This window comes from Actinoplanes sp. NPDC051861, from assembly GCF_040681145.1.
Classification (GTDB): domain Bacteria; phylum Actinomycetota; class Actinomycetes; order Mycobacteriales; family Micromonosporaceae; genus Actinoplanes.
This window is the reverse complement of record NZ_JBFAYE010000001.1, coordinates 1,092,291-1,118,021: the sequence shown is the minus strand read 5'-3', so window position 1 is coordinate 1,118,021 and position 25,731 is coordinate 1,092,291. Positions and strand designations below refer to the sequence as shown.

General features: G+C 71.2%; 26 protein-coding genes and 1 riboswitch. Of the genes, 8 read left to right on the top strand and 18 right to left on the bottom strand.

What is annotated here, in order from left to right; all coding sequences use genetic code 11:
• Window positions 1-7: 7 nt before the first annotated feature.
• The 4 genes from AB0M02_RS05455 to dxs are packed head-to-tail and all read right to left on the bottom strand — an operon-like array spanning window position 8 to window position 5,995.
• Complete coding sequence (locus tag AB0M02_RS05455) at window positions 8-1,276, bottom strand: hypothetical protein (RefSeq protein ID WP_364221782.1); 1,269 nt, start codon at window positions 1,274-1,276, stop codon at window positions 8-10.
• Window positions 1,277-1,326: 50 nt separating this feature from the next.
• Window positions 1,327-2,676: a PQQ-binding-like beta-propeller repeat protein gene (locus AB0M02_RS05450; RefSeq protein WP_364222601.1), complete on the bottom strand. Its 1,350-nt coding sequence runs from the start codon at window positions 2,674-2,676 to the stop codon at window positions 1,327-1,329.
• Window positions 2,677-2,698: 22 nt separating this feature from the next.
• A complete protein-coding gene (locus AB0M02_RS05445) occupies window positions 2,699-4,021 on the bottom strand; it encodes a hypothetical protein (RefSeq protein WP_364221780.1) in 1,323 nt (440 codons plus the stop codon).
• A 54-nt stretch (window positions 4,022-4,075) separates the two neighbouring features.
• Window positions 4,076-5,995, bottom strand: a complete 1,920-nt coding sequence (gene dxs / locus AB0M02_RS05440; RefSeq protein ID WP_364221777.1) for a 1-deoxy-D-xylulose-5-phosphate synthase — start codon at window positions 5,993-5,995, stop codon at window positions 4,076-4,078.
• Window positions 5,996-6,174: 179 nt separating this feature from the next.
• Window positions 6,175-6,257, top strand: a riboswitch (ZMP/ZTP riboswitch).
• Window positions 6,258-6,269: 12 nt separating this feature from the next.
• Here dxs and AB0M02_RS05435 point away from each other — a divergent pair.
• Both AB0M02_RS05435 and AB0M02_RS05430 read left to right on the top strand, forming a co-directional pair.
• Window positions 6,270-7,130, top strand: a complete 861-nt coding sequence (locus tag AB0M02_RS05435; RefSeq protein ID WP_364221774.1) for a tetrahydrofolate dehydrogenase/cyclohydrolase catalytic domain-containing protein — start codon at window positions 6,270-6,272, stop codon at window positions 7,128-7,130.
• 242 nt (window positions 7,131-7,372) lie between these two features.
• On the top strand, window positions 7,373-7,768 hold the full coding sequence (locus tag AB0M02_RS05430) for a MerR family transcriptional regulator (protein WP_364221771.1): 396 nt from the start codon (window positions 7,373-7,375) through the stop codon (window positions 7,766-7,768).
• Here the strand turns inward: AB0M02_RS05430 and AB0M02_RS05425 are convergent.
• Both AB0M02_RS05425 and AB0M02_RS05420 read right to left on the bottom strand, forming a co-directional pair.
• Entirely contained in the window at window positions 7,726-9,003 is a 1,278-nt protein-coding gene (locus AB0M02_RS05425; protein WP_364221768.1) for a TRAM domain-containing protein, read from the bottom strand. The two genes, AB0M02_RS05430 and AB0M02_RS05425, sit on opposite strands and share 43 nt — an antisense overlap.
• Window positions 9,000-11,036, bottom strand: coding sequence for an APC family permease (locus AB0M02_RS05420; RefSeq protein WP_364221765.1), 2,037 nt, complete (start codon window positions 11,034-11,036; stop codon window positions 9,000-9,002). Before AB0M02_RS05420 ends, AB0M02_RS05425 begins: the two co-directional genes overlap by 4 nt.
• Before the next feature lie 113 nt (window positions 11,037-11,149).
• On the opposite strand from AB0M02_RS05420, the gene AB0M02_RS05415 reads away from it, so the two are divergent.
• Together AB0M02_RS05415 and AB0M02_RS05410 are read left to right on the top strand one after the other, a co-directional pair.
• Entirely contained in the window at window positions 11,150-11,815 is a 666-nt protein-coding gene (locus AB0M02_RS05415; protein WP_364221763.1) for a TrkA family potassium uptake protein, read from the top strand.
• Window positions 11,812-12,483: a TrkA family potassium uptake protein gene (locus tag AB0M02_RS05410; protein ID WP_364222598.1), complete on the top strand. Its 672-nt coding sequence runs from the start codon at window positions 11,812-11,814 to the stop codon at window positions 12,481-12,483. Before AB0M02_RS05415 ends, AB0M02_RS05410 begins: the two co-directional genes overlap by 4 nt.
• A 9-nt stretch (window positions 12,484-12,492) precedes the next feature.
• Here AB0M02_RS05410 and AB0M02_RS05405 read toward each other — a convergent pair whose 3' ends face one another.
• The 4 genes from AB0M02_RS05405 to dut form a co-directional block, all read right to left on the bottom strand.
• Window positions 12,493-13,296 (bottom strand): DUF3159 domain-containing protein, encoded by an 804-nt coding sequence (locus AB0M02_RS05405; protein ID WP_364221760.1) that lies wholly within the window; start codon window positions 13,294-13,296, stop codon window positions 12,493-12,495.
• Window positions 13,293-13,670, bottom strand: a complete 378-nt coding sequence (locus AB0M02_RS05400; RefSeq protein ID WP_364221757.1) for an OB-fold nucleic acid binding domain-containing protein — start codon at window positions 13,668-13,670, stop codon at window positions 13,293-13,295. Before AB0M02_RS05400 ends, AB0M02_RS05405 begins: the two co-directional genes overlap by 4 nt.
• Window positions 13,671-13,788: 118 nt before the next feature.
• The gene (locus AB0M02_RS05395; protein ID WP_364221754.1) at window positions 13,789-14,433 is read right to left on the bottom strand and encodes a DUF3710 domain-containing protein; all 645 of its coding nucleotides are present in this window, start codon (window positions 14,431-14,433) and stop codon (window positions 13,789-13,791) included.
• Window positions 14,433-14,903, bottom strand: a complete 471-nt coding sequence (dut, locus tag AB0M02_RS05390; RefSeq protein WP_364221751.1) for a dUTP diphosphatase — start codon at window positions 14,901-14,903, stop codon at window positions 14,433-14,435. The genes AB0M02_RS05395 and dut overlap by 1 nt, the downstream gene beginning before the upstream one ends.
• Window positions 14,904-14,993: 90 nt before the next feature.
• Between dut and AB0M02_RS05385 the strand changes: the two genes are divergently transcribed.
• Window positions 14,994-15,494: a DUF3093 domain-containing protein gene (locus tag AB0M02_RS05385; RefSeq protein WP_364221748.1), complete on the top strand. Its 501-nt coding sequence runs from the start codon at window positions 14,994-14,996 to the stop codon at window positions 15,492-15,494.
• Here AB0M02_RS05385 and AB0M02_RS05380 read toward each other — a convergent pair.
• Together AB0M02_RS05380 and AB0M02_RS05375 are read right to left on the bottom strand one after the other, a co-directional pair.
• The gene (locus tag AB0M02_RS05380) at window positions 15,457-16,299 is read right to left on the bottom strand and encodes a hypothetical protein (protein WP_364221746.1); all 843 of its coding nucleotides are present in this window, start codon (window positions 16,297-16,299) and stop codon (window positions 15,457-15,459) included. The genes AB0M02_RS05385 and AB0M02_RS05380 overlap by 38 nt on opposite strands.
• A gap of 142 nt (window positions 16,300-16,441) precedes the next feature.
• On the bottom strand, window positions 16,442-16,738 hold the full coding sequence (locus AB0M02_RS05375; protein ID WP_364221743.1) for a DUF4193 domain-containing protein: 297 nt from the start codon (window positions 16,736-16,738) through the stop codon (window positions 16,442-16,444).
• Window positions 16,739-17,074: 336 nt separating this feature from the next.
• On the opposite strand from AB0M02_RS05375, the gene AB0M02_RS05370 reads away from it, so the two are divergent.
• Window positions 17,075-17,620, top strand: a complete 546-nt coding sequence (locus AB0M02_RS05370) for a LytR C-terminal domain-containing protein (protein WP_364221740.1) — start codon at window positions 17,075-17,077, stop codon at window positions 17,618-17,620.
• An 11-nt stretch (window positions 17,621-17,631) separates the two neighbouring features.
• On the opposite strand, the gene AB0M02_RS05365 is transcribed toward AB0M02_RS05370, so the two are convergent.
• Entirely contained in the window at window positions 17,632-18,444 is an 813-nt protein-coding gene (locus AB0M02_RS05365; protein ID WP_364222595.1) for an inositol monophosphatase family protein, read from the bottom strand.
• A 263-nt stretch (window positions 18,445-18,707) separates the two neighbouring features.
• Here AB0M02_RS05365 and AB0M02_RS05360 point away from each other — a divergent pair, with 263 nt between their 5' ends.
• Window positions 18,708-20,285 (top strand): RNA polymerase sigma factor, encoded by a 1,578-nt coding sequence (locus AB0M02_RS05360; protein WP_364221737.1) that lies wholly within the window; start codon window positions 18,708-18,710, stop codon window positions 20,283-20,285.
• Between the two features lie 247 nt (window positions 20,286-20,532).
• On the top strand, window positions 20,533-20,775 hold the full coding sequence (locus tag AB0M02_RS05355; protein WP_364221734.1) for a hypothetical protein: 243 nt from the start codon (window positions 20,533-20,535) through the stop codon (window positions 20,773-20,775).
• Window positions 20,776-20,846: 71 nt separating this feature from the next.
• On the opposite strand, the gene AB0M02_RS05350 is transcribed toward AB0M02_RS05355, so the two are convergent.
• The 5 genes from AB0M02_RS05350 to AB0M02_RS05330 all read right to left on the bottom strand — a co-directional run bounded on the left by AB0M02_RS05350 (window position 20,847) and on the right by AB0M02_RS05330 (window position 25,730).
• Complete coding sequence (locus AB0M02_RS05350) at window positions 20,847-21,080, bottom strand: helix-turn-helix transcriptional regulator (protein WP_364221731.1); 234 nt, start codon at window positions 21,078-21,080, stop codon at window positions 20,847-20,849.
• The gene (locus AB0M02_RS05345) at window positions 21,080-21,580 is read right to left on the bottom strand and encodes a hypothetical protein (RefSeq protein ID WP_364221728.1); all 501 of its coding nucleotides are present in this window, start codon (window positions 21,578-21,580) and stop codon (window positions 21,080-21,082) included. Before AB0M02_RS05345 ends, AB0M02_RS05350 begins: the two co-directional genes overlap by 1 nt.
• 66 nt (window positions 21,581-21,646) lie before the next feature.
• Entirely contained in the window at window positions 21,647-23,242 is a 1,596-nt protein-coding gene (locus tag AB0M02_RS05340; protein ID WP_364221725.1) for a GGDEF domain-containing protein, read from the bottom strand.
• Window positions 23,243-23,293: 51 nt separating this feature from the next.
• On the bottom strand, window positions 23,294-25,024 hold the full coding sequence (locus tag AB0M02_RS05335) for a DEAD/DEAH box helicase (RefSeq protein WP_364221722.1): 1,731 nt from the start codon (window positions 25,022-25,024) through the stop codon (window positions 23,294-23,296).
• Between the two features lie 91 nt (window positions 25,025-25,115).
• On the bottom strand, window positions 25,116-25,730 hold the full coding sequence (locus tag AB0M02_RS05330) for a TRIC cation channel family protein (RefSeq protein WP_364221719.1): 615 nt from the start codon (window positions 25,728-25,730) through the stop codon (window positions 25,116-25,118).
• Window position 25,731: the final 1 nt, after the last annotated feature.

The following is a 25,731-nucleotide window of genomic DNA, read 5'->3' as shown; positions in this document are numbered from 1 at the left end:
GACAAGGCTACCGAACCCGCCACACTCCGACCGACGCGTCGATCCGGCGGCACACCAGGGCACCTGCGGCGAAGTGGCAGTCGCCGGCGACCCGTTCGGCCACGCCGAGCACGCGGACCCGGATCCGGGTCAGGTCGAGCACGCCGTACCACATGCGGTCCGCGCCGGAGACGGCTCGCTGCACGTACGCCGTCTCCGGTGACGGGCCGGGCCCGGCGCTGCGCCAGAGGCCGGCGTCGCCGAGTACGTCCCCGGTCTCCGGGTCGAGCACGTAGAGCCGCGGGTACGCGGTCTCCGGCATCCCGGTCATCAGGTAGCTGCCGACCCGCTCGGCGTAGTCCCAGCGGTCCGACGACCAGCGTTCCCGCCCCGTGACCGGGTCGATCACCAGGATCCCGCGCTGCGGCAGGTAGGCGCAGATGAACTGCCCGCACGTCGACGGCCCCCGGTACCAGCTCAGGTTCATCCCGCTGTGCCAGCGCGGCTGCAGCCGGTTGCCCATGTCGTACCCCGTCGTGCCGGACCCGCCCGCACCGACCAGCACCAGGTCACCGGCGGTCCAGAGGGTGGCGGTGCGGTTCCGTCCCTCGGGTACGTGCACCGAGGCCGCCAGCTCGCCGGTCCGGGTGTCCCACGCCTCCAGCCGCCCGTCGGCGGTCAGCACGTACAGCCACTTCGGATAGCCGTCGCCGTAGCTGGAGGCCGCCACGTCGTCGCGTTCGCCCTGGTGCAGGGTCCAGCGCACGGCACCGGTGTGCAGGTCGACTCCGTGCCAGGCGGCTTCGCCGAACAGCTCGGTCTCCTCCCGGACCAGGGCCAGCCCGTCGGCCTCGGAGACGCCCTGCAGGAGGGCCGGGCGCTGCCAGAGCGGCTCCTCACGGCCCCGGAGCAGGGTGATCGTGCCGAACGTGACGGTCTCCTCGTCCTGCACGGTGACCAGCAGCAGGTCACCGGCCACGTCGACGTTGAGCACGTCGCCGTGCACGTTAACGCTGTGCTCGGCGACCAGCGTGGCGTCCGGCAGGGCGTAAGCGCGGATGCTCCGATACTGCTGGCTGATCACGAAGAGCCGGTCACCGGCCACCCGGATGGCGTCGCCGAGCCCGGCCGGCACGATCACCGGCGGCGCCGGCTCGGCCTGGGCGGAACCGCCGCCGAGCGCGACGACCAGCAGCACCGACAGGGCGGTGAGCAGCAGACGGTACGGCACGGGTGGCGCCGGGACCTGTTCGTCCCTCAGCCGCACCTCGCCGAGATCGATCAGAGCATCACTCACGACGGCCTCCCCTGCGCTGGGGATGTCAGCTCATTGTGCCGTCCGGAACGTCAGATCCGGTACGCCCAGACGCGCAGTCCCGTACCGTCGCGGCACACCAGGTGATGCTCGTCGGCGGAGCACTCGCCGGAGTCCACGTCGACCGTGCCCAGCACCCGCAGCTCGGCGCGGCCCGGCAGCACCGCACCGAAAGTCTGCCCGCTGTCGGTGTCGCGCCGGACCACCACCGTCCCGTTCGGCTCGCCGGGCAGCACCTCGTCCCAGCCGGTCAGGATCACCCGGTTCCGGCCGGTGAGCGGGTCGGCCAGTCGATCCGGCCGCCCGGTCCGCACCTTGGTCTCCAGCACCATGCCGGCCCGTACGGTCAGGTCCACGTCGCCGTTCGCCTGCCAGGCCCGCCGGCCGGTCGCCGGGTCGAGCACCCAGAGGTCGTCGCGCGGCCCGGAGCAGATCACGTCACGGCAGTCCGGTGTGTCGCCCTCGAAGTCCGGCAGCTTCCAGGCCCAGAGCCGGCGCAGGGTCCGCACGTCGTACGCCACCTCCTGTCCCGGAGCTCGGTATCCGACCAGCGCCACGTCACCGGCCACCGTCGCGGTGACCGGTCCCGATCCGTTGAGCTTCGGCAGCGCGGCCTCGGCCAGCACCTCACCGGTCCCGGCGGCGTGCAGGGTGAGCCGGTCGGACGAGGTGATCAGGACGGCCGGACCGTCGCCGTGCACCGGGTCGACGGTGACCGAGCCGCCCGGCGCCGAGGTCCACACCACCCGGCCGGTCGCGATGTCCAGGCCGCGGACCTCGGTGCGGACCGGCGGCTCGGTGTGCGGCTCGCCGCTCGCCGAGAAGTAGAGCGGCCCCGGATCACCGGACGCCTGGTCGTAGACGGTGCCCGGCCGGAAGACGCGTTCCACCGCCACGCCGATCCCGCCGGTGCCGAGCAGGGTGACCGCGACCGGGGAGCGCCAGCGGACCTGTCCGGTGCGGCCGTCCAGGGCGGTGGTGGCGAAGCCCTCGGAGAGCAGCACGACGTCGCCGGCCTGCCGGATGGTGAACGAGCCGAACAGCCCGCTCACCGGGTTGTAGCTCATGCCGATCGGCACGCGGGTGGCCCACAGCCGGCGCATCGGCCGGTCCAGCGACCACGCGGTCACCTCGCGGTCCCGTCCGGCGGTCCCGGCTGTGTAGATCCGGCCACCGGCGAGTTGGATCGGGGTCTCGGCGTCACCCGCGGCCGCGATCGTGCCGAGGTCGCGCCAGAACGTCGAGGCGAACGGCGCCGCGCCCGCGAGCGTGACGAGCAGGGTCGCCGCCAGCAACAGACCGGCCGGGCGATAGAGCCGCGGCGGGGGGCGCCGGCCGGGTGCCTGGTCGAGCGGGGCGTCGCGGTCCAGCTCGATCAGCATTTTCACCCCAATTTCGTACGCGTCAAACTGCGCCGTTCCGAGCCCGGTACTCCCGGACGATCAGCTCGTCATACATCGACCGGCAGACCAGACGGTCGGCGGTGGCCTGGCAGTCCCCCGTGCCCTCCGGCAGCTCGGCGAACAGGCGCGGCCGTTCCAGGCCCGGCGTGACGACCGCGACCATGGTACGCGGGCCTGGATCGATCTCCCGGGTGACCAGCAGTTCTCCGTCCTCGGACGAGCCCGGCACCGGGTGCCACCCGGTCAGGTCCGCCATCACCTGGCCGGTCGACGGGTCCGCCACAGCCACCGGCTGGTCCGTCCCGGTGGAGGTGGCCGCGTACGCAATGAAACTCGTCCCGTACTTCTCGATCGAACGCCACCACGGCTGCCGCCACCGCTGCTCGCCGGTAGCCGTCTCGACGGCCCGGATCCCGTCGCGCCCGGCCAGGCAGGCCAGCTCACCGCAGGACCGGATCCGCTGGGTGCCCGCCGCCGGAACGGTCCACAGCGGCCGCAGCGTCGCCGCGTCGTACGCCGAGACCTCGTTCCCGTCCGCCCCGGGATGCCGCAGCAGAATCGTGTCCCCGATCGCCACCGGGTTCTCCGGGTCGTAGTCGGCCATCGGCAGCTTCCTGCTCGCCAGGTGCGCGCCGGTCGACACGTCGTACAGATCGGCGACCTGGTCGTCCCGCACGAGCATCACCCGCGCCGGCCCGTCCTCGCCCGGCACGCTGAGCAGCACCGCGGTGTTCGGCACGGCCACCCGCCAGCGGGCCAGGCCGATCGCCGGCTCGACCACCTCGACCGTGTTCTGCACACGGCGCCCGCTGTTCGACGAACTGCGCACGCCCTCGACCCCGAAGAACAGCGGCGATCCGGCGAACGCGACCACGTTGAGGTCGTGATGCCACTGCCGGGCGCCGTCGGCCAGGGAGATCCCGGTCGTGCCGTGCTCGGCGCCGCGAACCGTCCACGGCCGCAGTAGCAGGAGCCCGTGCGCGGTACGCAACCGGTAGACCGGCTCCGGCTGCGTCACCCGCCAGTCCCGCGACCCGTCGCTCAGCCGGTAGGAGCTGAGCACCCCCGCCGACTGCACGAGCAACCGCCCGTCGTTGATGGTGTACGGGTCACCGGGCCCGATCGGCACCCGCAGCACCTCGGACATCGGCGGCGGGGGTGCCGGCGCCGACGTCCCGACGGTAAGGAGCATCAGAACGGCGACCAGGGCCGGCCCGAACCAGAGCGGCACGGTGCGCCGCCCCGGCCGGTGGTATGTCTCCGGCTCTCCGCGTTCCAGGCCGAGGTCGATGACGGCTTCGTCGCTGAAGGTGTCCGCACCCATCCCTCTAAGGTAACGGTTGCGTAACGAATCCGCCCGTCGAGACGGCTACGAAGATCAAATAGCGTCGACCCGGTCGCTCTCCTCGAGCCCCGAAACCCACTCGGTCACATCCCGGGCGATGTCCTGAGCGGTCAGCCCGAGGCTGCCGAGGATCTCCGCCCGGCTGCCGTGCGGGTGGAACCCGACCGGCACACCGAAGTCGCGCAGCGGCACTGTCACACCGGCGTCGCGCAGGGCACTCGCCACCGCGTCGCCGACACCGCCGGCGCGCACACCGTCCTCGACCGTGATCACGTAGCGGTACTGTGCGGCGAGACCGGTCAGCTCGATCGGCACCGGGCGGACCCAGCGCGGGTCGACGACGGTCACCCCGTACCCCTGCTCGGCGAGCCGCTCCGCGGCGTCCAGGCCCAGGCCCGCGAACGAGCCCACCGCGACCAGCAGAACATCCTTGCGCACGTCCTCGCGGAGCACGTCCACCTGGCCGACCCGGCGCAGCGCCGGGGTGTCCGGCGCGACCGCGCCGGTCGGGAACCGCACGATGGTCGGGCCGTCGTCGACCGCGACCGCCTCGCGCAGCTCCTCGCGCAGCGTGGCGGCGTCCCGGGGAGCGGCGATCCGCAGGCCCGGCACCACACCGAAGACGCTCATGTCCCACATGCCGTAGTGGCTCGGCCCGTCCGGACCGGTGATGCCGGCCCGGTCCAGCACGAACGTCACCGGCAGCCGATGCATCGCCACGTCCAGCAGGACCTGGTCGAACGCCCGGTTCAGGAACGTCGCGTAGACGGCCACGACCGGGTGCAGGCCACCCATCGCCAGGCCGGCCGCACTGGTGGCCGCGTGCTGCTCGGCGATGCCGACGTCGTAGGTGCGCTCCGGATACTTCTTCGCCAGCGCGGCGATGCCGGTCGGCTCGGCCATCGCGGCGGTGATGCCGACCACGTCCGGGCGCTCGTCGGCGATCTCCACCAGCTCCTCGGCGAACACCTTCGTCCACTTGAGGGTCGGCGCGGCCAGCAGCTTGCCGGTCTCCACGTCGAACGCGCTGCTCGGGCCGTGCAGGCAGTCCGCCTCGTCCTGCTCGGCCGGACGGTATCCGTAGCCCTTGCGGGTGACCGCGTGCACGATGACCGGGGCGTTGAAGCCCTTGGCCCGGCGCAGCGCGGACTCCATCGCCTGCTGGTCGTGCCCGTCCACCGGCCCGATGTATTTCAGGCCGAGGTCCTCGAACATCGGCTGCGGGCTGACCGCGTCCTTGATGCCCTTCTTGACCGCGTGCAGCACCTCGAAGACCGGCTTGCCCACCACGGGCGTCGAGCCGAGCGCGTCCTTCACCAGGTCGAGAACCTTCTCGTAGCCCGGGTTGAGGCGCAGCGTGGAGAGGTGGTCGGCGAGGCCGCCGATGGTGGGCGCGTACGACCGGCCGTTGTCGTTGACCACGATGACGAGCCGGTTGCGGGTGGCGGCGATGTTGTTGAGCGCCTCCCAGCACATGCCGCCGGTGAGAGCACCGTCACCCACCACGGCCACCACGTGCCGGTCCTCGCCGCGCAGCGCGAACGCCTTGGCGAGCCCGTCCGCATACGACAGGGCGGTGGAGGCGTGCGAGTTCTCGATCAGGTCGTGCTCGCTCTCCGCCTGGCTCGGGTAGCCGGTGAGGCCACCCCGCTGGCGGAGCAGGTCGAAGCCGTCCTGCCGGCCCGTGACGATCTTGTGCACGTACGCCTGGTGGCCCGTGTCGAAGAGAACCTTGTCACGGGGCGAATCGAAGACCCGGTGCAGCGCGAGGGTCATCTCGACCACACCCAGGTTCGGACCGAGGTGCCCGCCGGTGCGCGAAACCTTGGCCACCAGGAAGTCACGAATCTCGGCCGCGAGCAGGGTCAACTGCTCCGAGGTCAGTCGCTTCAGGTCACCGGGGGCGGTGATGCTGGTCAGCAGGCCGGCCGGGGTCGAGGGGGAGTCGCTCATGAGGCCCGAGTCTATCCGTGCCGCGCCCCAGCGCGACTGGAGCGAACGGTTGGTGACCTTCCCTCCACACAACCTTTACATCCCGCCTCCCCGGACAGACTTGGGCGGCGGCCAGGCGACCCACCGCCGGGTGCCTTGTCAGCCCCCGACCGGGCACCCCAACCTGACCTGGCATCCTGGAGTCACACAGCGACTGGCGGCATGGGGATGGTCGAACCATCGGGGAGCTGGTCAGGAGGAGTCGACCGCCTGGGCTCCCCGGTTGAGGAGTCGCATGTCCACAGCACGCCTTCTCCCCGGCGCCCCCGTCGCCGAGTCCGTTCTCGCCGACGTCCGGGAGCGCGTCGCCCGCCTTCGCGAGCGCGGCGTCCAGCCGAGCCTCGCCACCATCCTGGTCGGCGACGACGACGCCAGCGCCGGCTACATCCGGATCAAGCAGAAGCAGGCCGGTGAGCTCGGTTTCGCCTCGCCGCACCGGCACCTGTCCGGCGACGTCACCCAGGCCGACCTGCTGAAGGTGATCGCCGAGTTCAACGACGACAAGGACGTACACGGCGTCCTCATCCAGTACCCGATCCCGGCCCACCTGGACTACGACGCGGCTCTGCAGACCCTCGACCCCGACAAAGACGTCGACGGCATGCACCCGCTCAACATGGGCCGGCTCGCCGTCGGGCTGCCCGGCCCGCTGCCCTGCACCCCGGCCGGCATCGAGGCGCTGCTCGCCTTCCACGAGATCCCGGTCTCCGGCCGCGAGGTGGTCATCCTGGGCCGCGGCGCCACCCTGGGCCGCCCCCTCGCCATGCTGCTCGCCCAGAAGCGCCCCACCGCCAACGCCGCGGTCACCGTCGTGCACACCGGCGTTCCGGACTGGCAGCGCTACACCCAGCGGGCCGACATCCTGATCGCCGCGGCCGGCGTCCCCGGCATCATCCAGCCCGAACACGTACGCGCGGGCGCGGTCGTGGTCGGCGCGGGCGTCCGCTACGAGGGCCGCCGCCTGCTCCCCGACGTCGACGAGTCATGCGCCGAGGTCGCCGGCGCGATCACCCCCCGAGTCGGCGGCGTCGGCCCCACCACAGTCGCCATGCTCTTCCGCAACGCCGTAACAGCAGCCGAACGCGCCACCCCGTAACACGAAACCCCCGCCCCGTGTGGAGTTCGGCCCTCATAGCAACCCGAACTCCACACACACCCACACACCCACACACCCACACACCCGCCGCGTGTGGAGTTCGGCCCTCATAGCGACCCGAACTCCACACACCCGCCGCGTGTGGAGTTCGGCCCTCATAGCGACCCGAACTCAACACGCGGCGGGGGCGGGGCGGGGTAACCTGACACTGACGTCAGAGGCAAGGTGCATCGGAGGCCGGCATGCGCATCGGCGATCTCGCGGCACAGGCCGGCGTCAGCGTCCGGTCGGTCCGCTATTACGAGGAGCAGGGCCTGCTGACCAGCGTTCGCAGCCCGAGCGGCCAGCGGCTCTACGGCACCGCCGAGGTCGAGCGTGTCCGTTTTCTCCAGCGGCTCTACACGGCCGGCCTCTCCAGCCGCACCATCGCCGAGCTGCTGCCGTGCGTCGACACACCGAGCCTGGAACACTCCGACGCCGCCCTGGAGCGCCTGTCCCAGGAGCGCGACCGGCTCTCCAGCCACATCAACGACCTGATCAGCACCCGCGACTCCCTGGACGCCCTGATCGAACTGGCCCGCCGCGCGAGGGCCGGTCAGTCCTCCGGGAGCAGCAGCGCCACACACTCCACGTGCTGAGTCATCGGGAAGCAGTCGAACGCCCGAATCCGATCAGCCCGCCACCCCACCGACGCGAACGTCTTGATGTCGCGGGCCAGCGCCGCCGGGTCACACGCGACGTAGGCGATCGCGCGCGGCCGTGCCGCCGCCACCGCACGGACGACCCGAGCACCGGCACCGGCACGCGGTGGGTCCAGCACGACGAGATCCACCGGCCCGGCGATCCGCCGCCGGCTCAGCGCCACATCCACCTTCGCCGCGACCACCTCCACATGCGGCAGATCGGCCAGGTTGCGGCGCGCGGCGGCCACCCCGAGCGGCGAGGACTCGACCACAGTGGTCCGCGCACCGGTCCGCTCCGCCAGGGCAGCCGCGAACAGGCCGGCTCCACCGTAGAGATCCCACGACGCCTCACCCGGTGCGGGCCGCAACATCTCCAGCACGGCATCGGTCAGCGTTTCGGCTGCGGCTGGGTGCACCTGCCAAAAACCTTCCGGGGGTACGTGAAAAGCACGCCCACCCGCGTTCTCGACCACCTCTCCCGGCCCTGACAGCCGGACCAGTCCCCCGGACATCGGCTCGCCCAGGTCGTCCCCGGACTCCGGCGCCCGGCTGCCGGCCGGCCTCGCGAGCACCGCCACGTCCCCGCCCGTGGTGGCGACCGCCTGCACCGCGTCGGCGTCCGGCCACTCGTGCGTCAGCAGGTCGAGCTCCTGAATGGCCGGGTGCGCGATCCGGCACCGGTCGATCGGCACCACCTGGTGCGAGCGGTGCTGGAGCAGCCCGGGGCGTCCCGCGGCGTCCACCGCATAGCGGATCCGGCTGCGCCAGCCGAGGAGCGTGTCTCCGGACGCCGGCGGTAACGCTTCCACCCGTACGTCCAAAAAGAGCCCAGCCATCCGCTCCAGCTGTTCCCGGACCACCGAGCCCTTCCACCGCAGCTGCGCGTCGCCCGCGACGTGCTGCAGGTCGCAGCCGCCGCACGCACCCGGACGGGCATGCGGACACGGCGGCTCGACCCGGTCCGGCGAGGCCTCGTGGATCTCGACCGCGTCGGCACGAAGGTAGCCCCGGTGCAGCTCGGTGATCTCGGCGGTGACCCGCTCGCCCGGCAGCGCGTGCCGGACGAAGACCACCCGGCCGTGCGGGCCACCGATCCGGGCCACACAGTGCCCGCCGTGCGCCGGAGCACCCACCGTCAGCTCGACCCGGTCCCCCTGGATCAGGTCTGCGGTCTCTGCCGGAACGGTCACTTGGTCTCGGTCCCCTCGGCCGGCTCGGGCGGGGTCTCGTCGGCGCGTTGACGCGGCCCCCGGGCCGGCGCCAGGCTCAGGCCGCGGTCCAGCCGGTCCAGGTCGCGTTCCTGGCTGGAGCGCAGCTGCCAGGGCACGCTGACGACCATCACGCCGGGCTCGAAGAGCAGCCGCCCCTTGATCCGCAGCGCGCTCTGGTTGTGCAGCAGATTCTCCCACCAGCGGCCGACCACGTACTCCGGCACGAAGACCGTGACCACGTCGCGGGGCGAGGACCGGCGCACGTTCTTCACGAAGTCGATGATCGGCCGGGTGATCTCGCGGTATGGCGAGTCGACAACGGTCAGCGGCACCGGGAGCTGCCGCCGCTCCCACTCCGCCTGAATGGCGCGGGTGTCCTTGTCGTCGACGTTCACGGTGACCGCGGTCAGCGTGTCCGGCCGGGTCGCCTGCGCGTACGCCAGCGCCCGCAGCGTCGGCATGTGCACCTTGCTGACCAGGACGACCGCGTGGTTGCGCGAGGGCAGCACCGGCCGCTCCTCGGTCGGCTTCAACTCCTCGGCCACCCGCGTGTAGTGCCGGTGGATGGCGACCATGAGCGCGTAGATGACCACCATGGCGGCGATCGCGATCCACGCGCCGAGCAGGAACTTGGTGATCAGGACGACGATCAGGACGGCGCCGGTGAGGCACATGCCGAACGCGTTGATCGCCCGGGAGCGGATCATCCGGCGGCGGCGTTCCGGGTCCCGCTGGGTCTGCAGCAGCCGGTTCCAGTGCCGGATCATGCCCGCCTGCGACAGCGTGAACGAGACGAACACGCCCACGATGTAGAGCTGGATCAGCTTGGTGACCTCGGCGTGGAACGCGACGATCAGCACCATCGCGGCGACCGCGAGGAACAGGATGCCGTTGCTGAAGGCCAGCCGGTCGCCGCGGGTGTGCAGCTGGCGTGGCAGGTACCGGTCCTGGGCCAGGATCGAGCCGAGCACCGGGAAGCCGTTGAAGGCGGTGTTGGCGGCCAGGAACAGGATCATCGCGGTCACGCCGCCGACCACGAAGAGCATGATCGATCCGGAGCCGAAGACTGTCTCGGCCAACTGGGTGGTGACCGTCTTCTGCACGTAGTTGACCGGCCCGGAGACGATCTGGATCGTCGGATCCTCCACGAACTGCAGGTGGGTGGCGCGGGCCAGCGTGATGATGCCGAACAGCATCACGATCGCGATGCCGCCGAGAAGCATGAGCGTGGTGGCCGCGTTCTTGCTCTTCGGCTTCTTGAACGCGGGCACGCCGTTGGAGATGGCCTCCACACCGGTGAGCGCCGCGCAGCCGGACGAGAACGTCCGCAACAGCAGGAAGACGAAGGCCATCTGCGACAGATGATCCTCCTCGGCGGCGATCACCAGGTCGGCGCTGGGCGCCTGCAGATCCTGGCCGAGCACGAAGACCCGGATCAACCCGGTCACGATCATGCCGACGATGACGATGATGAACAGGTACGTGGGTACCGCGAACGCCGTGCCGGACTCGCGCAGACCCCGCAGGTTCAGGGCGCTGAGCACGATCACCGCGGCGATCGCGACACCGACCTTGTTCTCCTCCACCCAGGGCACGACCGAGCCCAGGTTGCTGACGCCGGAGGAGACCGAGACGGCGACCGTGAGGATGTAGTCGACCAGCAGCGCGCTGGCGACACCGAGGCCCGCTTTGGGGCCGAGGTTGACCGTGGCCACCTCGTAGTCGCCGCCGCCGGACGGGTAGGCGTGCACGTTCTGCCGATAGCTGGCGACCACCGTCACCATCACCACCGCGACCGCGAGCGTCACCCAGGGGGAATAGGCGTAGGCGGCGGCACCGGCGATGGAGAGGGTCAGCAGGATCTCGTCGGGTGCGTACGCCACGCTGGAGAGCGCGTCGCTGGCGAACACCGGCAGCGCGATCCGCTTCGGCAGCAGCGTGTGCTGCAGCTTGTCCGAACGGAACGGCCGGCCGAGGAGCAGCCGCTTGGCAAGAGAGGTGGGACTGGCCACGAGTGCCAAGAGTACGGGCGGGTCGCACGGCCCGCTGGGCGCCCCGGACACGGGCAGTGGAAGCCGCATGGGAGGCTCACACTGATCCGTAGTGATTCGGGAGGGCACGAACCGTGCACGTGGTGATCATGGGGTGTGGCCGGCTCGGTTCGACGCTGGCCCAGAAGCTGGACGCGCAAGGCCATCAAGTGGCGGTGATCGACCGCGACGCCGAGGCGTTCCGGCGTCTCGGCGACAACTTCGGCGGCGTCACGGTCAACGGGATCGGCTTCGACCGGGACGTGCTGCGCGCCGCCGGCATCGAGCGGGCGGACGCCTTCGCGGCGGTCTCCAGCGGCGACAACTCGAACATCATCTCGGCCCGGCTGGCCCGGGAGACCTTCGGCGTGAGCCGGGTGGTGGCCCGGATCTACGACTCGCGCCGGGCGCAGGTCTACGAGCGGCTGGGCATCCCGACGATCGCGACGATCCGGTGGGCCGCCGACCGGATGTTCCGGTTCCTGGTGCCCGAGGGCCGGGTCGAGGTCTTCCGGGATCCGACCAGCGTGGTCAGCATCGTGGAGGCGTCCCTGCACCGGGACTGGGTCGGGCAGACCGTGAAGTCCCTGGAGGACCGCAGTGGTGCCCGCGTCGCGTACCTGACCCGTTTCGGGATGGGCCTGCTCGCCCAGCCCTCCTCCGTGCTGCAGGACGGTGACCAGGTCTACCTGCTGGTGACCGACGAGACCGTGGACAAGGTCCTGGGCATCGCCGAGGGCGCGGACAAGGAAGGTCACTGACCATGCGCATCGCCATCGCGGGAGCCGGGAACGTGGGCCGGTCCATCGCCCAGGAGCTGATCGGCAACGGCCACGACGTGATGCTCATCGAGCGGCAGCCGCGCCAGCTCTGCCCGGAGCGGGTGCCGCAGGCCCGGTGGATCCTCGCCGACGCCTGCGAGCTGACCAGCCTGGAGGAGGCCGACCTGGCGGCCTGCGACGTCGTGGTGGCCGCCACCGGCGACGACAAGGCCAACCTGGTGGTGTCGCTGCTGGCCAAGACCGAGTTCGCGGTGGCGCGGGTGGTGGCCCGGGTCAACCGCGCCGAGAACGAGTGGCTCTTCACCGAGCAGTGGGGCGTCGACGTCGCGGTCAGCAAGCCCCGCCTGATGGCCGCCCTGGTCGAGGAGGCGGTGACAGTCGGCGACCTGGTCCGGCTGATGACCTTCCGGCAGGGCGAGGCCAACCTGGTCGAGATCACCCTCCCGCACAACGCGCCGTACGAGGGTCAGCCGGTCCGCGCGGTGCCGATGCCCCGCGACGCCGCCCTGGTGGCCATCCTGCGCGGCAAGCGGGTCCTGGTGCCGACCCCGGACGACCCGCTCGAGGCCGGCGACGAGCTGATCTTCGTCTGCACCAGCGAGGTGGAGGACCAGATCCGCGCCGTGGTGGTCGGCGACGCGGCCTAGGCTCAGACCCTAAGCCGGTGCCGCTTCGGCCTCGCGGCGCTGCGCCGAGGTCACCCGGTGGATGGCCCAGGCGGTGAACGCGAACGTGGCGGCGTAGATCGGCCAGCTCACCAGGATCCGGACGATGCCGATCGCGTTCGCCTCGTCGGCCAGGTACAGGTAGTACTGGATCCCGGCCCGCAGGCTCAGGGAACCGACCCAGACCAGCGTCAGCCACTGGAACGTGCGGAACAACTGGGTGTTGCCGAACCAGTCCTGGTGCCCCTTGTTGGCCATGATTCCCCAGGCGTACCCGATCAGCGGCTTGCGCACGACCACCGAGATCAGCAGCACCCCGGCCTGGCCGAAGGTGAGCAGGATGCCGGGCAGGTAGAAGTTCTTGGCGTCACCGGTGCGCCAGGCCAGCCAGGCGCCGATCGCGATGCCGAACAGCCCGTTGACCGCGTGCCGGACCGGTTTGCGGGCGGCCAGCCGCACCGCGCCGATGACCAGCGCCGAGCCGACCGAACCGATGATCGCCCAGAGCAGCGCCTGGCGCTTCTCCAGGCCGAGCACCGATTCGCCGAGCAGCACGTTGAGCATCACGAACGCGAGGACCGGCAGGCTCGACTCGATGAGGCCGCGCACGCCGCCCAACTGTTCGGCGATCTGCTCGCTCATCGACGGGAAGGGCTCCTCCTCGTCGTCGGCGCCCTTCTTGCCCTCGACGCTCTCGTCCACGATCGGGTGGAGGTCGAGCTCCTCGACGATCTCCTCGGCGATCCGCTCCTCGACCGACTCGTGCGCGGCGTGGCGCGGCTCGCTTCCAGTCACCGGGGCGCCTCCAGCTCGTAGTACGGGTTGTAGATCACCTTACGGTCGTCCCGGATCGCGATCCGGCCGCGCGCGGTGAGCTGGCGCCCGGGCTCGATGCCGGGTATCGACCGGCGCCCGAGGAAGACCAGCGTGACCACGTCGCTGCCGTCGTAGAGGTCGGCCTCCAGTGTCGGCAGGTTGGTGCGAGGAGTGTACGCCACCGTGCGCAGCCGTCCGGACACCGAAACGACCTGTCCCCGCCGGCACTCCCCCGCCGGGACGGCGCCGCACTTGGCGCTGTCCCGTTGCAACTCCTCCGCGTCCAGCTCCGCCTCGGTCGCCGTCAAGCGGCTCAGAAACCGACGCAGGCCGGTGCGTTCCTCGATGGTCATGACTCCGCAGTCACCTTCCTCGACGCCAGGCGGGTCTCGGACGGCACAGTGTGCGCGTGTGCCTCGATCCCACGGTACGCCCGAAGCGCATCGGTGACATGGATCACTGGATCCGGAGCTAGGCCCCCTGGCCCTGCGCCTGCTCGGCCATCTCCTTCGGCAGCCGCAGCGGCAGCGGCTCACGCACCGGCCGGGGCTCGTTGTCGCGGACCACGACCAGCCCGCCGAGCACCTCGCCGAGCACGCCCTCACGGGCCGGGCCGGAGGCGGCGGCACCCTGGAAGAGCGCGCGGACCATCCAGCGCGGGCCGTCCACGCCGACGAACCGGACGTCGGCCGGACCGTCCGGGGTGTTGACCCGGGCCGCCAGCTCGGTGCCGTACCTGCCGGTGATCTCGCGCGGGGTCACCCCGTCGCTCGCCATCGCCTCGGCGATCTCGGCGCGCACCTCGTCCCAGATGCCCTCGGTGCGCGGCGCGGCGAAGACACCCAGCTGCAGGGCGCTCTCGCCGTCCACCAGCACGATCTGCTCGACACCGCCGTCCGGGTTGGCCTGCACCCGCACCTCGACGCCCTCGACCGCCGGGATCTGCAGGCTGCCCAGGTCGAGCCGCTGCACCCCGTCCGGCGCGTACCTGGCGTCCCACGGGCCGAACTCCGGCGCCGGCCCCTCGCCGTCCGCGGCGAGGCTGTCGGCGAGCGCCTTCGAGGGCGGCGCGTCGGCCGCCCGGACGTGCTTCGGCTCGCGCTTACGGGAGAACATCACTGCCAACCTTTCCTGTCGGACTCTGCGTGGCCACCGGTCGAACCGTGCCCGCCCGCTCCCCGCGCGGTGTCGTCGAGGGTGTCCACCACGTGGAACACCGCCCGCTCCACCCGCTGGACCACGAGCTGGGCGATCCGGTCGCCCCGCGAGATCTTGGCGGTGTTCTCCCGATCGTGATTGATCAGGTTCACCAGAATCTCGCCTCGGTAACCAGCGTCGACCGTACCGGGCGCGTTGAGGACCGTCACGCCCAGGCGAGCGGCCAGACCGGAACGCGGATGCACGAGCCCCACATACCCCTCGGGCAGTGCGATCGCGAGCCCGGTGCGCACCTTGGCACGTTTGCCCGGCGCGATCTCGACCTCCTCCGCGGCGAACAGATCAGCGCCGGCGTCACCGGGGTGGGCGTACGCCGGGAGGGGCAGATCCGGGTCGAGTCGCCGGAGGAGGATCACAACGTCTGTCACGGAGGCTTCCTCACTGGGACGGCATGCGGGCGGCACTTACCCTGCCATCCTGCCGCGCCGCGCAACGGAGGCGCGCCGTACCCTTCGAGGGTGACACCCGAGTCCCCGGCGCGCACGGAAGCGGCCCACCGAGAACGGCTGAGTCTCCCGTGGTGGGCCTGGCCGTCCGCGCTCGCGGCCGGTGCGATCATCGCCACCGAGCTGACCCTGGGACTCCCCGACCTGCCCGCCTGGTTGCCGTACGCGGTGGTCCTCCCGCTGAGCGTCCTGTTGCTGATCCCGGCCGGCCGGCTGCGTGTCTCGGTCACCGGGGACGAGTTCCAGGTCGACGACGCCCGCCTCCCGGTCGCCGTCATCTCCGACGTGGTGGCACTCGACGCCGCCGGCAAACGTGAGGCGCTGGGTGTCGGCGCCCACCCGTACGCGTTCGTCGTCCAGCGCCCCTGGATCGGCCCCGCCGTGCAGGTCCTGCTCGACGATCCCGCGGATCCGACACCCTACTGGGTGATCAGCACGCGACGGCCGGTCGAGCTCGCCACCGCCCTGCTCGAGGTCAGTCGCCGAGCTCGCGCCGGTCAATCGTCGAAATGACCTTCCGGGGCCGCTGCTTGCGGAGCTCCTCACGCAGCTTGTCGCCGAGCGCCCGGGTGGCCCGCCGGTTGAGGTAACTCGCTACCGCCGCGCCGGTCAGCATCGGCCCGAACGTCGTGAGGTTGCGCCCGAAGCGCTTGAGCAGCGTCTTCTGGAGCTCCTTGCGGCCCGCCGTGCCCAGCACCGTGGCCACGCCCACGCCCGGGATCAGCGGGTTCACCCCGCGCTGGCCCGACCAGGCCTCGACCAGCTTCATCGCCCGCTCGGGCACGCCGCCCTCGATCGGCTGGCCGTAGACCTGGTGCAGCTCGCCGATCAGCTTGATCTCGACCGCCACCACGGCGACCGTCTCCGCGGCCAGCAGCACCGGCGCGGAGAGCAGGGTCGGCGTCGCGACCCACTCCACCGAGGCGATCCCGCCACCGGCGGCGCCCACCCCGGCCGTGGACCGGGCGGCGTTGCGGATCAGGCGCTCGGCCAGCTCCTCGTCGTCCATGTCGGGGAAGTGCCTGCGCAGCGTCTCCAGGTCCCGAACCGGGACGTGCGGAGCCACATCCGCGACCGCGTCGGCCATCCAGCGCAGCGCCCCACGGGGGCGGAACAGCCGGCCGACCCCACGGGCCCGGACATCGTCGACGAGTCGTCCCAGCAGGCGTCGCCGGCCGGCCGGTTCGATCTCGTCCGAGGTGAGGGCCGCGACGGTGCGGCCCAGTTCCACGTCGGTGCCCGGCTCCTGGGCAGGCTCGACCCGCTCCACGGCACCGGGCTCGGCACCGGGTTCGGTCGCGCGTTCCGCGTGGCTCATGCTCGTCCTCCCCATCGGCTGTCCCGGTCCCAGTTCCCGGTCTCAACCCAGGGTCAAACTTCTTTGCAACCCCCGTGGCGAACGCCCCGCGCCCGACCGCGTCAGCCGCGATCGGGTGAGGGCGCGCTGCGCGCGAGTGCGCTCAGGCGCACTCGCGGCAGATCAGCTCCCCGTTACGCTCCGCCGCCAGCTGGCTGCGGTGATGCACCAGGAAACAGCGGGCGCAACGGAACTCGTCGGTCTGCATCGGCAGCACCTTGACGGTCAGCTCCTCGTCGGCCAGGTCGGCGCCGGGAAGCTCGAAGCTTTCCGCCACCTCGACCTCGTCGACGTCCACAGCGCCCGACTGGGAGTCGGCGCGACGGGACTTGAGCTCCTCAAGGCTGTCCTCGCCGAGGTCGACCTCATCGCGACGCGGGGCGTCGTAGTCGGTGGCCATCGGTCTTCACTCTCCTGTATCGATGTGTCACTTGGCGTTTGTAACGCCGGTGACAAGGTTTCGGTTCCCGGTTCCGCTGGACGATTTCTGACACCCGGAAACGGCTCCGGCGAGCGCGGAACCTTACCGCTGCTGCGGCAGGCTTGTACGCGTTCCGGCGGCACATTGTTCCCGATGTGATTGAGGCGACATCAAAGTAGGGGCAGGGAGCTCTGGATCATTGTCGGCGCGCCGGAAGCATTCCCTGTTTCCGCGCGCCTGGCGGACAGACGTTAACCTCTCGACAAGCCCGGCGACGTCACCCGGGTCCGCCGCAGGAATCCGGGAGCCAGCCACATGAGCTTTGCGCGCGTCCGAGCCCTCGTCGTCGTCGGCGTGCTCGCCGTCGCCGCGGTGGTCTTCGTCGTCGTGGCGCTCGTCCGCGACACCCAGCGCGACCTGGTGAACGGCGGCGACTGCCCGGCCGACGCCCCGCTCGCTGACGTGCGCCTGCCGGACGACCCCGCCGAGGTCAAGGTCAAGGTCCTCAACGGCACCAACCGCGCCGGCCTGGCCGAACAGGTGACCGACGAGTTCAAGAACCGGCGGTTCACGGTCGAGCAGGCCGGCAAGAGCAAGACCAAGTTCAACGGCGTCGCGGAGATCCGCTTCGGCCCGGAGGCGGTCGGCAAGGCGCAGCTGCTCAGGGCGTATTTCCTGGCCCAGTCCGAGATGGTCTACAACCCCAAGCGCAAGGGCGCGACGGTCGAGATCGTGATCGGCAAGGAGTTCCAGCAGCTGGCCACGACCACCGAGGTCAACCAGTCGCTGGTCGAGATCGGCAACCCCGATCTGCCGCCGGGCGCGTGCGTCAAGCCGGTCGCCGAGGCCAAGGTCGGCTGAGAAGTCGGCCCTCACGGGCCACCGGCGGCGTCCAGTTCGACCAGGACGTCGTGCAGCGCCGGGAAGATCGCCGGGGGCGCCGCCACGAGCATCGACCGGCCCGCCGGCGCTCCGGCGAGACCGCTCACGGTGAGGCCGGCCTCCGACGCGATCAGGCCTCCGGCAGCGTGGTCCCACAGGTTCAGGCCCTTCTCGAAGTAGGCGTCCAGCGTGCCCTCGGCGACCAGGCAGAGGTCGAGGGCCGCCGCGCCGAGTCTGCGGATGTCACGCACACGGGTGATCAGACGGGCCAGCACGGCGCCCTGATGGGCCCTGCGGCGGGCGTCGTAGCCGAACCCGGTGCCGACCAGGGTCTGGTCCAGCGTCCTGCGTGACGAGCCGGTGAGGCGGCGCCCGGCACGCCACGCACCACCGCCCAGGGTCGCGGTCCACTCGTCGCCGGTGGCCGCGTTGACGACCACGCCGGCCACCACCACGCCGTCGCGCTCGGCCGCGAGGGAGACCGCGTACTGGGGCAGGCCGTAGAGGTAGTTCACGGTGCCGTCGATCGGGTCCAGGATCCACCGCACGGCGCCCGGGTCGACGGTGACCGAGTCGCCGTACTCCTCGCCGAGCACGCCGTCGCCGGGCCGCTCGGTCAGGAGCGCGTCGACCACCTGCCGCTCGACCGCCTTGTCGGCCGCGGTGACCACGTCGGTGTCGGTGCTCTTGGTCTGCACGTCGCCGATCGCCTCGGCCCGCATCTGTCGTGCGGTCGCAGCGGCCTCACGGGCCACGCGAATCGCCACCGCCAACAACTCGTCTGGCGTCGATATCGCCGAAATCTCGTTCACGTATGGGTCCTTTCCACCGTTAGCATTGTCGCGTCGAGCGCTTCTGACGAGGTCGTCGGGCCCTGGCGGCGTGCTGGAGGCGGAGGATCTCGGTCGGCGGCGCTACAATTCACCCCTGCCCACGCTTCACGGACACTCACCTGCGGGACGGTCCGTGTCCCGAGGGCTCCCAAACCGATCCCGGCGAGCCTCGCCCCCGCGTGCTGCGCTGGATCCTGGCCGTGCCCAACCACATCGCCTCCGGAAGGTCATTCGTGACAGAAGCCCACCAGAACGGTGCCGACGTTCGCTCTCTCACCGAGGCCTTGATCACCCATGCCCAGGGTGCGGGCGGGCAGCTCACTTCGGCCCAGGTCGCGCACACGCTCGAATCCGCCGCGGTCAACCCGGCGCAGGCCAAGAAGATCCTGCGCGCGCTGGTGGACGCCGGGATCACGGTCGTCGTCGACGGCTCGGCGAGCACCCGCCGCAAGGTCGCCGCGGCCCGCGCCGCCACGCCCGCCTCCAAGGCCACCACCGCCAAGACCGCACCGGTCAAGAAGGCGGCGCCCGCGCCGAAGCAGGCCGCACCGGCGCCCGAGGGCGACGCGCCGGCACCGGCGAAGAAGGCGGCTCCGGTCCGCAGGACCGCGGCCGCCGCCAAGGCCACACCGGCCCGCAAGGCCACCACCGCCGCGGCGACCAAGGCCGCACCGGCGAAGGCCGCACAGCCCGGCGAGGGCGGCCCCGAGGGCGAGATCGATCCCGAGGAGCTCGCCGCCGAGATCGAGGACGTGGTGGTCGAGGAGCCGGCCGCCATGGTCGAGGCGGCCGCCACCGACGCGGCCAGCTCGGCGACCGACGGCGACTTCGAGTGGGACGACGAGGAGTCCGAGGCGCTCAAGCAGGCCCGCCGCGACGCGGAGCTGACCGCCTCCGCCGACTCGGTCCGCGCCTACCTCAAGCAGATCGGCAAGGTCCCGCTGCTCAACGCGGAGCAGGAGGTCGAGCTCGCCAAGCGGATCGAGGCCGGCCTCTACGCCGCCGAGCGGCTGCGCGCCGCCGACGAGGGCGAGGAGTCGCTCGAGCGCAACTTCGAGCGCGACCTCAAGTGGATCAACCGGGACGGCGAGCGGGCCAAGAACCACCTGCTCGAGGCGAACCTTCGACTCGTGGTCTCGCTGGCCAAGCGCTACACCGGTCGCGGCATGGCGTTCCTGGACCTGATCCAGGAGGGCAACCTCGGCCTCATCCGCGCCGTCGAGAAGTTCGACTACACCAAGGGCTACAAGTTCTCGACGTACGCGACGTGGTGGATCCGCCAGGCCATCACCCGCGCCATGGCCGACCAGGCCCGCACCATCCGCATCCCGGTGCACATGGTCGAGGTCATCAACAAGCTCGGCCGCATCCAGCGCGAGCTGCTCCAGGACCTGGGCCGCGAGCCCACCCCGGAGGAGCTGGCCAAGGAGATGGACATCACGCCGGAGAAGGTGCTGGAGATCCAGCAGTACGCGCGTGAGCCCATCTCGCTGGACCAGACGATCGGTGACGAGGGCGACAGCCAGCTCGGCGACTTCATCGAGGACTCCGAGGCGGTCGTCGCGGTCGACGCGGTCTCCTTCTCGCTGCTGCAGGACCAGCTCCAGCAGGTGCTGCAGACGCTCTCCGAGCGGGAGGCGGGCGTGGTCCGGCTCCGGTTCGGCCTGACCGACGGCCAGCCGCGCACGCTGGACGAGATCGGCCAGGTGTACGGCGTGACCCGCGAGCGGATCCGGCAGATCGAGTCCAAGACGATGTCGAAGTTGCGACACCCGTCCCGGTCGCAGGTCTTGCGCGACTACCTGGACTAGGGCCGAGTAGTCAACATTACGTGTCCATTTGGTCACCACCCGTACATCAACGGGTGGTGATCAGACCGTTGTGCAGAAGTGATCGTTGACGTGGCACCCTTGGATCACGGCACACTAGCCAGAACCAACGTGTGACCTCGGTCCCCCCGGGGCACTCTGGGAAGGCTGCAACGGTGCAGGGTGTTGCACGATGTGTGAGCAGTAGCCGAGGAACATGTTCATCGGTGACGAACAGAGGAGGAAGGCGATGACCCCGACCCTCACGCCGCCGGCGGGAAGCCTGGCCGGTCTAGCAGCCGATGAACGGTGCGACCGCTGCAATGCAGCCGGGAAGCTCCGTTTGACCCTGGCAGGCGGTGGCGAGCTGGTCTTCTGTGGCCACCACGCCAACCGTTACGCCGAGGACCTGGTGAAGATCGCGGTGCAGTTCTCCGCCGACCCCGACTTCACCTGGCGCGGTGCGGGCATGATGTCGAACTCCACCAACTGAAAAGCAGCGGTCCCCCCGACTGACGCGTAAGAAGGGCGCTCCTCGACGGAGCGCCCTTCTGCGTACCCTCATCAGCCCCAGAGGGCCTCGACCGAGGTGGCGAGCGCCCGGGCCACCTTGATCGCGAGGTAGACCGACGGGGCGTAATCTCCCGTCTCCATCGCGATGATGGTCTGCCGGCTCACCTCGACCTCGGCGGCCAGGGTCTGCTGGGTGAACCCGGCCTCCCGGCGGGCCGCCTTGATCCGGGCACCGACCGCACCGTCGGCCTCCGGAGCGCGGACCGGGCCGGACGGCGGGGCCATCAGTCCTCGTCCCCGACGAGAGCGGCGTCCAGGCGGCGGCGCTTGCGGGTCTGGAAGTGCTGGACCACCGCGCCGCCGGCCAGGCCGATCAGCGCGCCGACGGTCGTCGACTTCCACGAGCCGGACTCGGGGCCACCGAGGTGGTAACTGGCGCCGATCACGAAGAGCGCGTAGGGCAGGCCCATCAGGGCGCCGACCAGGAGCCGTTTGCGGCTCCACTCGCGCGGCATCGTGTCGACCCGGCGGAACTGCACGTAGACCGCCGCGAACCCCAGCGGGATCAGGAACGCGGCCAGGACGACCGCCAGCGGCACCACGGCCGGCTTGCCGAGCGCCCACACCAGCACTGCCGCGGCCCACGGCACGGCGATCGCCTGGAGCTGCGAGGAGGTGGTGAGACCCTCATACCACCTCAGGCGCTCGCGCTCGTCGCGGCCGTAGAGGTCGCCGTCGAAGTCGAGGTTCCAGCGAACGAAACGATCCATGAACGTCGTGGTCATGGCTCTATTCTGATGTTAAGGCGACTTGACGTCAAGTCCTCTTAACGTAAAGACGCTTTGACTTTTTCAGGCGGCGAGCGCGGTGCTCTCCGGCGGGTACACCCGTACGCCGTCGCCGCCGCCGCGCTTGATCTGGTACATCGCCTCGTCGGCGCGGTCGACGGCGGCCGGCAGCGCCTCGGCGGACGCCACGGCGACGCCGATGCTGACCGTGGCCGGGCAGTCGGGGATGTCGCGTACGGCCCGGACCATCCGGCGGGCCACGTCGGCGGCAGCGGCCTCGTCGCGGTCCTCGAGCAGCGCCGCGAACTCGTCGCCACCCAGGCGGGCGACCAGGTCACCGGGGCCGGTCTGCGCGGTCAGGGCGTCCGCGATGGCCCGCAGCGCGGCGTCACCGGCGGCGTGCCCCCGGGTGTCGTTGATCGCCTTGAACTTGTCCGTGTCGATCAGCAGGACGGCCACCCGGCGGTGGGCGGCGTCCGGCGCGGTACCGGCCAGCTCCATGGCGCGGTCGAACGCCCGGCGGTTCGGGATGCCGGTCAGCGGATCGAGTTCGGCGGCGCGGGCCATCTGCTCGTGCTGCAGGCGCAGCGTCTCCAGGTCGTGCAGGCTCCGGGCCGCGTGCAGGGTGCTGAGCCGCTGGCGCCACAGCGCGGCGGCCAGCGAGTCGCCGTACGCCAGCGTCGCCTCGGCGTCCCGCGAGCCCTGCGCGGCCATCAGCACGGCCCGCGTCCGGTGGGTGCTCGCCACCACCAGCCAGTCGGCGTCCGGCGGGAGGTCACGCGCGGCTGCGGCCATCACCTCCAGTGCCGCCTCGGGATGCCCTGAGCGCCTCAACGCGACCGCGTAGAACGGTTTGCTGGTGGCCAGGGCGGCCGGGGTGAATCCGCGCGCCTCGAGCCGTCTGGTGCAGCTCTCGATGTCGACCGCGGCGCCACCAGGGTCGTGCCGGTCCGCCCGCGCGCAGGCGGCGTAGAGCAGCGCGTTGTCCCGCCAGACCGCCGCGTCGTCGCCGAAGACCTCCTCGGCGGCCTGTACGGCGTACCGCTCCGCCTCGGCGGTGTGCGCCTCGGCGTCGTCGACCTGGGAGATCTGGTAGAGCTCCAGGGCCCACCGCAGGTGCAGCTCGGCCAGGTTGATGAGCCACATGGCCCGGTTGCCGTTCTGCTCGTCGTCGGCCAGCGCCATCTCGTACGCGGTACGGAACTGCGGCTCCACCAGCTCGTACAGGCGCAGCTCGTAGTAGCCGATGGCGACCGCGACCCGGGAGTTGACCGCGGCGACCGGTTCGTCCTCGTCCGACGCGAGCGACTCGGCGGCCACGAGGTCACGCAGGACGCTGCCGACGTCGTACTGCGCGGGGTCGACCTCGCCGAGCCGGAGCCGCTGCCACGCCCGGCTGGCCAGCGCGCAGGCCTGCCAGCCGCTGCTGCCCTCCCGCTCGGCCGCCAGCAGCATCACGTCCGCGGCCGCGATGGCGCCGTGCGGGTCCGCCTGGGCGATGCGCACGACCACCCGCACGAAGTGCATGCAGGCGGGGCCGTCGGCGAGGTCGCCGTTGACCGAGCGCAGCGCTTCCTCCGCCCGTGCCAGCGCGGCCGCGGCCTCGCCGGTCTGCGCCCGCTCCAGCAGTCGCGCCGCCTCTCGCGTCATCTCCCGCATTCGGTTCCTCCCGGCGGGCCCAATCGGCTCCTGGGCAAAAGATCGGAGGGTTCAGAACGTTTGAATCGTGGCGATCCGCTCTTCCAGCTGCTCGATCGTGGCCTGCGCGCTCGGTGGGCCCCCGCAGATCCGCCGCAGCTCCGCGTGGATCTTGCCGTGTGGCAGGTTGGTTCGGTGGTGGTGCGCTGCCACCAGGGTGTTCAGCTGGCGCCGCAGGGTGGCCCGCCGCTCACCGGCGCTGAGCCGCACGACCGGCTCCCGCTGCTCGGGCACGGCGTTGCGGGACTCGTCCTGCTGCTGGCGCTTCTGCGCCGCCATCTGATCGGCCTGCCGCTTGTTCAGCAGGGTGGTCACCTGGTCCGGGGTGAGCAGACCGGGCAGGCCCAGGTAGTCGGCCTCCTCGGGCGTGCCGGTCCGGGCCGCCATGCCGAACGAGGTCCCGTCGTAGATGACCTGGTCCAGCTCGGCGGTCGCGGAGAGCGCCTCGAACATCTTGTCCAGCTCGCCGAGGGCGTCCTCGGTCTTCTGCGCGCGTTCCAGGACGTCGTCGTCGAGCCCGTCCTTGTCCTTGGGCGCGCCGAGCACGTGGTTGCGCTGCGCCTCCATCTCGCTGGCCAGCCCGAGCAGGTGCGGGACGCTGGGCAGGAAGACGGTGGCCGTCTCGCCCTCGCGGCGGGCCCGGACGAACCGGCCGATCGCCTGCGCGAAGTAGAGCGGGGTGGAGGCGCTGGTCGCGTACACGCCGACGGCCAGGCGGGGGATGTCGACGCCCTCGGACACCATGCGGACGGCGACCATCCAGCGCTTGTCGGAGTCGGCGAACTCGGCGATCCGGCCGGAGGCGCCCTCGTCGTCGGAGAGGACCACGGTGGCCGGCTCGCCGGTGATGTCGCGGAGCAGTTTCGCGTACGCCCGTGCGGCCGTCTGGTCGCTCGCGATCACCAGCCCGCCCGCGTCCGGCATGCCGTGCTCGCGGATCTTGGAGAGGCGGGCGTCGGCGGCGCGCATGACCTGCGGCATCCACTCGCCCCGGTGGTCCAGGGCGGTCCGCCACGCCTGCGCGATCAGGTCCTTGGTCATCGGCTCGCCGAGGCGGGCCGCCAGCTCGTCACCGGCGTTGGTGCGCCACCGGGTCTCCCCCGAGTACGCCATGAAGAGCACCGGCCGGACGACGCCGTCGCGCAGCGCGTCGGCGTAGCCGTACACCGAGTCGGAGTGTGACCGCTGGATGCCGTCCTGGCCCCGCTCGTAGGTCACGAACGGGATCGGGTTCTCGTCGGACCGGAACGGCGTGCCGGTCAGCAGCAGGCGGCGTACGGCGGGCTGGAAGGCGTCCTTGACCCCGTCACCCCAGGTCCGCGAGTCACCGGCGTGGTGGATCTCGTCGAGGATCACGAACGTCCGCCGCGTCAGCGTGCGCCGCTTGTGCACCGCGGGGGCCATGCCGACCTGCGCGTACGTCAGGACGGCACCGTGGAAGTCCCGGGACGAGTGGACGTCCGAGTTGCGGAACCTCGGGTCGAGTTCGATGCCGACCCGGGCCGCGGCCAGCGCCCACTGGGTCTTCAGGTGCTCGGTCGGGCAGACAACGGTGACGGCGTCGCAGGTGCCGTCGTTGAGCATCTCGGCGGCGATCCGCAGCGCGAACGTGGTCTTGCCTGCGCCGGGCGTCGCCACGGCCATGAAGTCCTCGGAGCGGCGGCGCAGGTACGTCACCATCGCCTTGCGCTGCCAGTCTCGCAGCGGCGGGAAGGTCTCCAGTTTCGGCAGGGGCGGACTCAAGCTGCGACGATCCCTTCTTCATGGAAAAACCTCCGCGGTCAGGGGCGCGGAGGCGGGCTCCAGCATAGCCGCGGAGGGCTGCTCGGGCGGGTCACGGCGCCGCGATCGGAGCCGACCAGTGGCGGTGGAGCGCGATCACCCGTACCCCGAAGATCAAGGCCGCCGCACTGACCAGCGTGACCAGACCGGTGTGGCCGAGCCCGTGCAGGATGGTGATCAGAATCGCCCCGCCCAGGGCGACCACCGCGTAGAGATCGCGCCGCAGCACCACCGGGATCTCACCGACCAGCAGGTCGCGCGCCAGGCCGCCGCCGATCGCGGTGAGCATGCCGAGCAGGCAGGCACCGACCGGCGGGACACCGGCATCGAGCGCCTTCAGCGTGCCGGTCGCGGTGAACAGGCCCAGCCCGGCCGCGTCCAGGAGCAACACGGTCCGCCGGACCCGGTTCAGCGTCGGGTGCAGCCAGAACACGGCGACCGAGGCCACCACGGCGGTCACCGGGTAACGCCAGTCGGCGAACGCCAGCGGTGGCACGGCTCCAATGGCCAGGTCACGCAGAATGCCGCCACCGAGCGCGGCAGCGAAGCCGACGAACGCGACCCCGAACAGGTCGAGGCGCTTCACGACGCCGGCCGAGGCGCCCGAGGCGGCGAACACCGCCACACCGATCAGATCCGCGACGAGCAGTCCATATCCGCCCGTCACG

Coding starts and splice junctions, on each gene's coding strand:
- AB0M02_RS05355 (WP_364221734.1), top strand. CDS start 20,533: ATGACCCCGACCCTCACGCCGCCGGCGGGAAGCCTGGCCGGTCTAGCA.
- AB0M02_RS05380 (WP_364221746.1), bottom strand. CDS start 16,299: ATGAGCCACGCGGAACGCGCGACCGAACCCGGTGCCGAGCCCGGTGCC.
- AB0M02_RS05435 (WP_364221774.1), top strand. CDS start 6,270: ATGTCCACAGCACGCCTTCTCCCCGGCGCCCCCGTCGCCGAGTCCGTT.
- AB0M02_RS05345 (WP_364221728.1), bottom strand. CDS start 21,580: ATGACCACGACGTTCATGGATCGTTTCGTTCGCTGGAACCTCGACTTC.
- AB0M02_RS05395 (WP_364221754.1), bottom strand. CDS start 14,433: ATGTTCTCCCGTAAGCGCGAGCCGAAGCACGTCCGGGCGGCCGACGCG.
- AB0M02_RS05400 (WP_364221757.1), bottom strand. CDS start 13,670: ATGACCATCGAGGAACGCACCGGCCTGCGTCGGTTTCTGAGCCGCTTG.
- AB0M02_RS05370 (WP_364221740.1), top strand. CDS start 17,075: ATGAGCTTTGCGCGCGTCCGAGCCCTCGTCGTCGTCGGCGTGCTCGCC.
- AB0M02_RS05375 (WP_364221743.1), bottom strand. CDS start 16,738: ATGGCCACCGACTACGACGCCCCGCGTCGCGATGAGGTCGACCTCGGC.
- AB0M02_RS05350 (WP_364221731.1), bottom strand. CDS start 21,080: ATGGCCCCGCCGTCCGGCCCGGTCCGCGCTCCGGAGGCCGACGGTGCG.
- AB0M02_RS05340 (WP_364221725.1), bottom strand. CDS start 23,242: ATGCGGGAGATGACGCGAGAGGCGGCGCGACTGCTGGAGCGGGCGCAG.
- AB0M02_RS05445 (WP_364221780.1), bottom strand. CDS start 4,021: ATGGGTGCGGACACCTTCAGCGACGAAGCCGTCATCGACCTCGGCCTG.
- AB0M02_RS05450 (WP_364222601.1), bottom strand. CDS start 2,676: ATGCTGATCGAGCTGGACCGCGACGCCCCGCTCGACCAGGCACCCGGC.
- AB0M02_RS05430 (WP_364221771.1), top strand. CDS start 7,373: ATGCGCATCGGCGATCTCGCGGCACAGGCCGGCGTCAGCGTCCGGTCG.
- dxs (WP_364221777.1), bottom strand. CDS start 5,995: ATGAGCGACTCCCCCTCGACCCCGGCCGGCCTGCTGACCAGCATCACC.